This window comes from Rhizobium tropici CIAT 899, from assembly GCF_000330885.1.
GTDB lineage: Bacteria > Pseudomonadota > Alphaproteobacteria > Rhizobiales > Rhizobiaceae > Rhizobium > Rhizobium tropici.
This window is the reverse complement of record NC_020059.1, coordinates 59,811-67,500: the sequence shown is the minus strand read 5'-3', so window position 1 is coordinate 67,500 and position 7,690 is coordinate 59,811. Positions and strand designations below refer to the sequence as shown.

The following is a 7,690-nucleotide window of genomic DNA, read 5'->3' as shown; positions in this document are numbered from 1 at the left end:
GCCGCTTCGGGCCGGAGACGATGATCGCGCCGCTCTACGGCAATCTCAGTCAGAAGGAGCAGGATGCGGCAATTCAGCCAGCGCTGCAGGGCACGCGCAAGATCGTGCTCGCCACATCGATCGCCGAAACTTCCATAACCATAGACGGCGTGCGTATCGTCATCGACAGTGGTCTGCAGCGCCTACCTGTTTTCGAGGCTTCGACTGGCATCACGCGGCTCGAAACGGTGCGCGTCTCTCGCGCCTCGGCCGATCAGCGCGCCGGCCGCGCCGGGCGAACCGAGCCGGGTATCGCCATTCGCTTGTGGCATCCGGGCCAGACGGCGGCGCTTCCGGCCTTTACGCCACCGCAGATACTTTCGAGCGACCTTTCCGGCCTCGCGCTCGATCTCGCTCATTGGGGCGTGCAGGATCCGGCAACGCTTTCTTTCGTCGACCAGCCGCCGGCAACGACACTCGCCGAGGCGCGGACCCTCCTGCGGCAGCTCGGTGCGCTCGACGCGGAAAACGGGCTGACGGCGCGCGGCCGACTTATGCGCGAGCTCGCCCTACCTCCGCGACTTGCGGCCATGGTTATTTCCGCTGGCGAATTCGGCCAGGCGCGCGAGGCGGCGCTGCTTGCCGTGCTGCTGACGGAACAGGGGCTTGGCGGCCAGGGCATCGATCTGGAAGATCGGTTGCGGCGCTTCAAGGCGGAAAAGGGCGAGCGGGCCGAGGCGGCGCGCCGGCTGGCCGGACGTCTCGCGCAGGCCGCCGGCAGCAATGGCGGTTCCGCCGCTTCCATTCCATCGCTTGCCGGTGCGCTGCTGCTGCACGCCTTTCCCGATCGAATCGCGCTGCAGCGCGGCGGGCGGGGGCGATTCGTCATGGCCAATGGGCGCGGCGCGGAACTGGCGGAGACCGAGCGGCTGGCGGGATCGCAGATGCTTGTCATTGCCGACCTCACCGGCCGTGCGGCGCAGGCGCGTATTCTTGCTGCGGCGGAGATTTCCCGCGCCGATGTCGAAGAGCATTTGCCGGGCGAAATCCGCACCGAAGATCAAAGCTTTTTCGATAAAGCGAGCCGACAGGTGCGGGCGCGGCGGGCGACAAGGCTCGGCGCCATCATCTTCGAGGAAACGCCCCTGCCCCGCCCCTCCGGTGAACAGGCGGCCAAAGCGCTGGCCGAAGGTATTCGCGAACTCGGCATTGACGTCCTGCCTTTCTCCAAGGAATCGATGCAGCTGCGGGACAGGATCGGCTTCTTATACAGGACTGTCGGCGAGCCCTGGCCCGATATGAGCGACGAGGCGCTGCTTGGCCGACTCGACGAATGGTTCACCCCGTTTCAAAGCGATGTGCGCGGCCTCTCCGATATCTCGGCCGGCGGACTCTCCAATGGACTGATGTCGCTGGTGCCGCACGAGTTGCAGCGCGATCTCGCCCGAATGGCGCCGACGCATTTCGAGGCACCCACCGGTCAGCGCCATCCCATACAATATGACGGCGAGGAGCCGCTGCTCACCATCCGCGTGCAGGAGCTGTTCGGGCTGAAGCAGCATCCGACCATCGGCGGCGGCAGATTGCCGCTGGTGCTGGAATTGACATCGCCGGCACATCGCCCGATCCAGACGACGCGCGACCTGCCGGGCTTCTGGGCGGGATCCTGGAAGGAGGTCCGCGCCGACATGCGCGGCCGCTACCCCAGGCATCCATGGCCGGAAGATCCGGCCGAGGCCTTGCCGACGACACGCGCCAAGCCAAGAGGGACCTGACGATGGCACGCTTCTTCCGGGGACTGGAAAAACTCTCCGAAGCCGAAATGAAGGCACAGGAGGGCCACCATACCAGCCGGCGGCTAAGGCTGCAGACACTGGTGCGCCTGCGCTGGCTGGCAGTCGGCGGCCAGACGGTGACGGTGATGATCGTCGCCTTCTGGCTGAAATTTCCAATGCCGCTCCTGCCGTGCTGCGTGCTGATCGCCTGCCTTGCCTGGATCAACTTCTTCCTGACGCTGCGCTATCCGCCGACACACCGGCTGGAACCGCCGGCGGCTTTCGCGCTGCTCAGTCTCGATCTTCTGCAGCTCTGCGGGCTGCTGCTGATCACCGGCGGGCTTGCCAACCCTTTCTCTGTGCTGGTCTGCGTGCCCGTCATCATCTCCTTCGCCTCGCAGCCGATCCGCTACAGCATGCCGCTGATCGGACTTGCGATGATCTGCATTAGCGGCCTCGCCTTCTCGCCCTTCCCGCTCCCCTGGTACGAGGGTGTTGCCGTCAACGTGCACAGCGTGATGCAGCTCGGCGTCTGGTGTTCCATCGCCTCCACCATGGCCTTTGCCGCCTTCTATGCCTATCGCGTCTCCATGGAGGCTTCGCAGCTTGCAGACGCGCTCTCTGCAACCGAACTGGTGCTGCAGCGGGAAAAGCATCTGTCGCAGCTCGACGGGCTAGCGGCAGCGGCCGCACACGAACTCGGCACGCCGCTTGCGACGATCAGCGTCGTCGCCAAGGAGATGGAACGCGAGCTCAGAGAAGACGACCGGTTCCGCGAGGACGTGGCGCTGCTGCGCAGCCAGAGCGAGCGTTGCCGCGACATCCTGCGGCGGCTGACGACACTCTCTTCCGAGGATGAGGCGCATATGCGGCGGCTGACGCTATCCTCGATGATGGAAGAGATCATCGCGCCGCACCGCGAATTCGGAATCAACCTGGAACTCATCGAAAGGAGTCCCCGCTCCGGCGAGCCTGTTCTATCACGCAATGCCGGCATCATGTACGGCCTTGGCAACCTCATCGAAAATGCGGTCGACTACGCCCGCAAGACTGTGACCGTCACGGTGGAATACACCGCCGAAACTCTGACCATTATCATCGAGGACGACGGCGGCGGGTACTCGCCGGAAATACTGGCGCGGATCGGCGAACCTTATGTCACCTCCCGCCAGCGCGACGACACGGCAGGCGGCCTGGGGCTCGGGCTCTTCATCGCCAAGACGCTGCTCGAGCGCTCTGGCGCCACACTTTCGTTCGGTAATCGCGATGCGGAGACGCCGGGAGCGCGCGTCCGCGTCGAATGGCCGCGCGTATTAATCGACAGTAATTCGACAAAATGATTTTCGCGGCTTAAAACTGCCATCGTCAAAATCGGTTGAATATGCAGGCGGATGGTCGCCGGGATAGAAGATAAAATGACGGATAAGGAAAGCGTGGCCCCGCAAGCAGGGGCCAAGGATGCCGAGGCCCATATCGGCCCGGATGCCACATTGCTGATCGTCGATGACGACGGTCCCTTTCTGCGCCGGCTGGCGCGGGCAATGGAGACACGCGGCTTTGCAGTCGAGACGGCGGAATCCGTCGCGGAAGGCGTTGCCAAATCCAAGGCGACCCCGCCGAAATATGCCGTGGTCGACCTTCGCCTCGGCGATGGCAACGGGCTCGATGTGATCGAAGCCATCCGCCAGCGGCGGGACGACACGCATATTGTGGTGCTGACGGGCTACGGCAACATCGCGACGGCAGTGACCGCCGTCAAGCTCGGCGCGCTCGACTATCTCGCCAAGCCCGCCGATGCCGACGACGTCTATGCCGCCCTGACGCAGCGCCCCGGCGAAAAGGCTGAAGTGCCCGAAAATCCGATGTCGGCGGACCGCGTGCGCTGGGAGCATATTCAGCGCGTCTATGAAATGTGTGAGCGCAATGTTTCGGAGACGGCCCGGCGCCTCAACATGCATCGCCGCACCTTGCAGCGGATCCTTGCCAAGCGGGCGCCGAAATAGAGCGCACTTTTGTTTCGGGAGAAGGACGCTGTAAGCGCGAGTTACAAAAAACGCTCGAAGCTAAAGCTTCTCGCCCTCCTCATCCGTCCCTTGGGCACCTTCTGCCCGAGGGGAGAAGGCAAAATCTTTACCCGTTGCCCACTCGGCCAGCATTAGGCGCTGGGCTGCGGCGCGGGAGAAGTTGAGCGTTACCGATTTGCGTGTCGCCGGCGGCAGGCGATGCTCCGGCGCCTCGCGGATCATATGGGCGCCATAACCATCTGACAGAAAGAGCCCGCAATCCTCCGGAAAAATATCCAGCGGCACGTCCTTATGCGTCGCGAAGAACATCCGGTCGCAATGCTGCCGGTATTCGGGCCATTTGCGGTCGACACGGAAATCCTCGATCGAGGTCTTGATCTCGATGATCCAGATCTCGCCCTTCTCCGAAAGGCTGATGAGATCGGCGCGGCGACCGCTCGCGAGCGGCAACTCGGGTAGCACGGCGTGGCGCATGTCGTGCAGTAATAGTTGCACGCCCTTGCGTACAAGCATGGCCCGTTCCGACTGCCGGCCATCTATTAACGGATTGTTATTGTAAACGTTCAAAATCGTCATGAATTGTCTCGGGAACAGGCCTGGCGTTGTTGCAAAAAAACCATGTCCTTCTAATTTGCGCGCCGGCGCTATTTTTGTAGGGCCAGAGCAGCTTGCAAAGCCAAGTTTAATGGAAAATAAACTTTAGACAAAGATGGTTGATAGCCATCCGTTTCCCGCCACGAAAATTCAAGAGACTTCCATGCGCATCCGTAATGCTATGACCGCACTCGGCCTTGTCGCAATGCTCGCATCGGCTGGCTATGCCACCGCCGCCGCAGCAGCGCCGGCCGCTACCGCAAATTCGGCTACCGAGACCATCAAGACGTTCGATGGCGATTATGGTGTGACGACCGACAACGGCTTTCAGCTGCCGGCGATCCCGATCCAGAAGGTGAAGCCGCAGTTCCGCCGTCAGATCGTCGAATACAAGACGGATGAGGCCGAAGGCACGATCATCGTCAACACGCGCGAGCGTCACCTCTATTACATCCTCGGCAATGGCGAAGCGATGCGCTACGGCATCGGCGTCGGCAAGCAGGGCTTCTCCTGGTCCGGCACTGCATACGTAGCCTGGAAGCAGGAATGGCCGAATTGGCATCCGCCGAAGGAAATGGCTGTCCGCCGTCCGGAAATCGCCAAGTATGTCGATGGCGGCATGAACCCGGGCCTGTCGAACCCGCTCGGTGCGCGCGCCATGTATCTCTACAACGAAAAGGGCCAGGACACGCTGTTCCGCCTGCACGGCACGCCGGAATGGGCTTCGATCGGCACCGCCGCCTCCTCCGGCTGCATCCGCCTGATCAATCAGGACGTAATCGATCTCTACAGCCGCGTTCTTCCGGGCCGCAGCACCAAGGTTGTCGTGGTCCAGTAATCACTGGACATTCGGATTGAAAAAGGCCGCCGGATCGGTATCCGGCGGCCTTTTTATTTGGGGCTGGCAGCCGTCCCTCCTTCTCCCCGCGGGGAGAAGGTGCCCGAAGGGCGGATGAGGGGGAATGCAGCAAAGAAATAGTTCGTTGGAAGCAGGAGCATTTCTTTTTCGCGGCAACGCCCCCTCACCCTGCCCTCTCCGCTCAGGGCGAGGGAAACCTGCCGGGGCTCCGCCGCGAGACATTAAAATGGATTATAACCCCGCCTGCTTTGCCTTCAGTTCGATGCGGCGGCGATGCAGGACCGGTTCGGTATAGCCGTTCGGCTGCTCGCGTCCCTTGAGGACGAGATCGAGGGCGGCCTGGAAGGCGACGGAGCCGTCGAAATTGCCGGCCATGGGAATATAATTGGGATCGTCGGCATTCTGCTGGTCAACCACGGCGGCCATACGCTTCATCGTTTCGACAATCTGCGCTTGGCTGATGACCTTGTGATGCAGCCAGTTCGCCATATGCTGCGCTGAGATACGCAGGGTGGCTCGGTCTTCCATCAGGCCGACATTGTTGATGTCAGGCACCTTGGAGCAGCCTACGCCCTGATCCACCCAGCGCACGACATAGCCGAGAATGCCCTGGCTGTTATTGTCGATCTCGCGCTGGATTTCCTCCGGCGTCCAGTTCGGCCGCGAGGCGACGGGCACGGAGAGGATGTCGGAAAGCTTGGCGCGGGCGCGGCTCTTCAGGCTCTTCTGGACGTCGGCAACGTTGACACGATGGTAATGGGTGGCGTGCAGCGTGGCGGCGGTCGGGGACGGCACCCAGGCGGTATTGGCGCCGGCCTTGGGATGGGCGATCTTCTGCTCGAGCATGGCCGCCATCAGGTCCGGCATGGCCCACATGCCCTTGCCGATCTGGGCATGGCCGGAAAGGCCGCATTCGAGGCCGACATCGACATTCCAGTTCTCATAGGCGCCGATCCAGGCCGCCTGCTTCATATCGCCCTTGCGGATCATCGGGCCGGCTTCCATCGAGCTATGGATTTCATCACCGGTGCGATCGAGGAAGCCGGTGTTGATGAAGACGACGCGTTCGCGGGCGGCGCGAATGGCTTCCTTGAGGTTGACCGTCGTGCGACGCTCCTCGTCCATGATGCCCATCTTGATGGTGTTGCGCGGCATCCCAAGCAGGTCCTCGACTTGCGAGAAGATATCCACCGCGAAGGCGACTTCTTCGGGACCGTGCATCTTCGGCTTGACGACATACATCGAGCCGGTGCGGGAATTCTTGCGGCGGCCGTTCGGGCCGATATCGTAGAGCGCGATCAGGCCGGTGATGGCAGCGTCCATGATGCCCTCAGGCACCTCGTTGCCGTCACGGTCGAGGATGGCTGGATTGGTCATCAGGTGGCCGACATTGCGGACCAGCATGAGGGAACGGCAATGCAGATCGAAGGTGCTGCCATCCGGTGCCGTATAGACGACATCAGGATTGAGCCGGCGCGTGAAGGTCTTGTCACCCTTGACGACTTCCTCTGTCAGATCGCCCTTCATCAGGCCGAGCCAGTTGCGGTAAACTTCGGCCTTGTCCTCGGCATCGACGGCTGCGATCGAATCCTCGCAGTCCATGATCGTCGTGATTGCCGATTCCAGGCGGACATCGGAAATGCCGGCCGGGTCGGACTTGCCGATGGCCGTGGTTGTGTCGATGACGATTTCGATATGGATGCCGTTCTGCTGCAGCAGGATATGAGTGGGGGTAGTGGCATCGCCGAGATAGCCGGCGAAATGGCTGCCGTCGGCAAGCTTTACCGCACCGCCATCAGTCGTAACCGCTAAGGCGCCATCCTTCACGGCAAGGCCGGTGACATCCTTCCAGCTGGCACCGGTAAGTGGCACGGCGGAATCCAGGAAATCACGAACCCAGGCGATGACCTTCTCGCCGCGCTTGGGGTTATAACCCCTACCCTTTTCGGCGCCATCGGTCTCCGGAATGGCATCGGTGCCGTAGAGGGCATCGTAGAGCGATCCCCAGCGGGCATTGGCCGCATTCAGGGCATAGCGGGCATTCATGACGGGAACGACGAGCTGCGGGCCGGCGGTCTCTGAGATTTCCGGGTCGACATTGGCGGTCGAGATCGTGAAGGCCGGGCCTTCGGGCACGATATAGCCGATCTCGCGCAGGAAGGCTTCGTAGGCAGCAAGATCGACAGGGGCGCCGTTCTTGCGGTACCAGTCATCAAGTGCTTCCTGCATGCGGTCGCGCTTGGCGAGAAGCTCGCGGTTCCTTGGCGCGAGATCGTGGACGATCTTGGAAAAGCCGGCGAAGAAGGCCTCCGCATCCGCGCCCGAACCCGGTAGCGCCTCCTTGACGAGGAAATCGTAGAGGACCTGTTCGATCTGAAGCCCGTGTTTTTCAATGCGGCTCATGCCATATACTCCTCAAGGCCGTTCCACGGCTCAATTTTTACATGTTGCCACTTTGC

6 protein-coding genes (1 of these 6 running past the window's edge) are annotated in these 7,690 nt (G+C 62.1%); 4 read left to right on the top strand and 2 right to left on the bottom strand.

The window, feature by feature from the left end; translation table 11 throughout:
• The 3 genes from hrpB to RTCIAT899_RS00295 form a co-directional block, all read left to right on the top strand.
• A protein-coding gene (gene hrpB, locus RTCIAT899_RS00305) for an ATP-dependent helicase HrpB (RefSeq protein ID WP_041677140.1) crosses the window boundary here: on the top strand, positions 1–1,754 show its 3' portion. The gene continues 739 nt to the left of window position 1, outside the view; the window shows 1,754 of its 2,493 coding nt (coding positions 740–2,493); the start codon falls outside the window, past its left edge; the stop codon is at positions 1,752–1,754.
• 47 nt (positions 1,755–1,801) lie between these two features.
• Positions 1,802–3,094 carry an ActS/PrrB/RegB family redox-sensitive histidine kinase gene (locus tag RTCIAT899_RS00300; RefSeq protein ID WP_184462103.1) on the top strand — a complete coding sequence of 431 codons (1,293 nt, stop codon included), beginning with the start codon at positions 1,802–1,804 and terminating at the stop codon, positions 3,092–3,094.
• A gap of 75 nt (positions 3,095–3,169) precedes the next feature.
• Positions 3,170–3,757, top strand: a complete 588-nt coding sequence (locus RTCIAT899_RS00295; protein ID WP_015338224.1) for an ActR/PrrA/RegA family redox response regulator transcription factor — start codon at positions 3,170–3,172, stop codon at positions 3,755–3,757.
• 60 nt (positions 3,758–3,817) lie between these two features.
• Here the strand turns inward: RTCIAT899_RS00295 and RTCIAT899_RS00290 are convergent, their stop codons facing one another.
• Entirely contained in the window at positions 3,818–4,354 is a 537-nt protein-coding gene (locus RTCIAT899_RS00290) for an MmcB family DNA repair protein (protein ID WP_015338223.1), read from the bottom strand.
• 181 nt (positions 4,355–4,535) lie between these two features.
• On the opposite strand from RTCIAT899_RS00290, the gene RTCIAT899_RS00285 reads away from it, so the two are divergent.
• Positions 4,536–5,210: a L,D-transpeptidase gene (locus RTCIAT899_RS00285; RefSeq protein ID WP_041677749.1), complete on the top strand. Its 675-nt coding sequence runs from the start codon at positions 4,536–4,538 to the stop codon at positions 5,208–5,210.
• Positions 5,211–5,462: 252 nt separating this feature from the next.
• Here the strand turns inward: RTCIAT899_RS00285 and RTCIAT899_RS00280 are convergent, their stop codons facing one another.
• Positions 5,463–7,634 carry a malate synthase G gene (locus tag RTCIAT899_RS00280; protein ID WP_015338221.1) on the bottom strand — a complete coding sequence of 724 codons (2,172 nt, stop codon included), beginning with the start codon at positions 7,632–7,634 and terminating at the stop codon, positions 5,463–5,465.
• Positions 7,635–7,690 lie beyond the last annotated feature (56 nt).

Coding starts and splice junctions, on each gene's coding strand:
- RTCIAT899_RS00280 (WP_015338221.1), bottom strand. CDS start 7,634: ATGAGCCGCATTGAAAAACACGGGCTTCAGATCGAACAGGTCCTCTAC.
- RTCIAT899_RS00285 (WP_041677749.1), top strand. CDS start 4,536: ATGCGCATCCGTAATGCTATGACCGCACTCGGCCTTGTCGCAATGCTC.
- RTCIAT899_RS00300 (WP_184462103.1), top strand. CDS start 1,802: ATGAAGGCACAGGAGGGCCACCATACCAGCCGGCGGCTAAGGCTGCAG.
- RTCIAT899_RS00290 (WP_015338223.1), bottom strand. CDS start 4,354: ATGACGATTTTGAACGTTTACAATAACAATCCGTTAATAGATGGCCGG.
- RTCIAT899_RS00295 (WP_015338224.1), top strand. CDS start 3,170: ATGACGGATAAGGAAAGCGTGGCCCCGCAAGCAGGGGCCAAGGATGCC.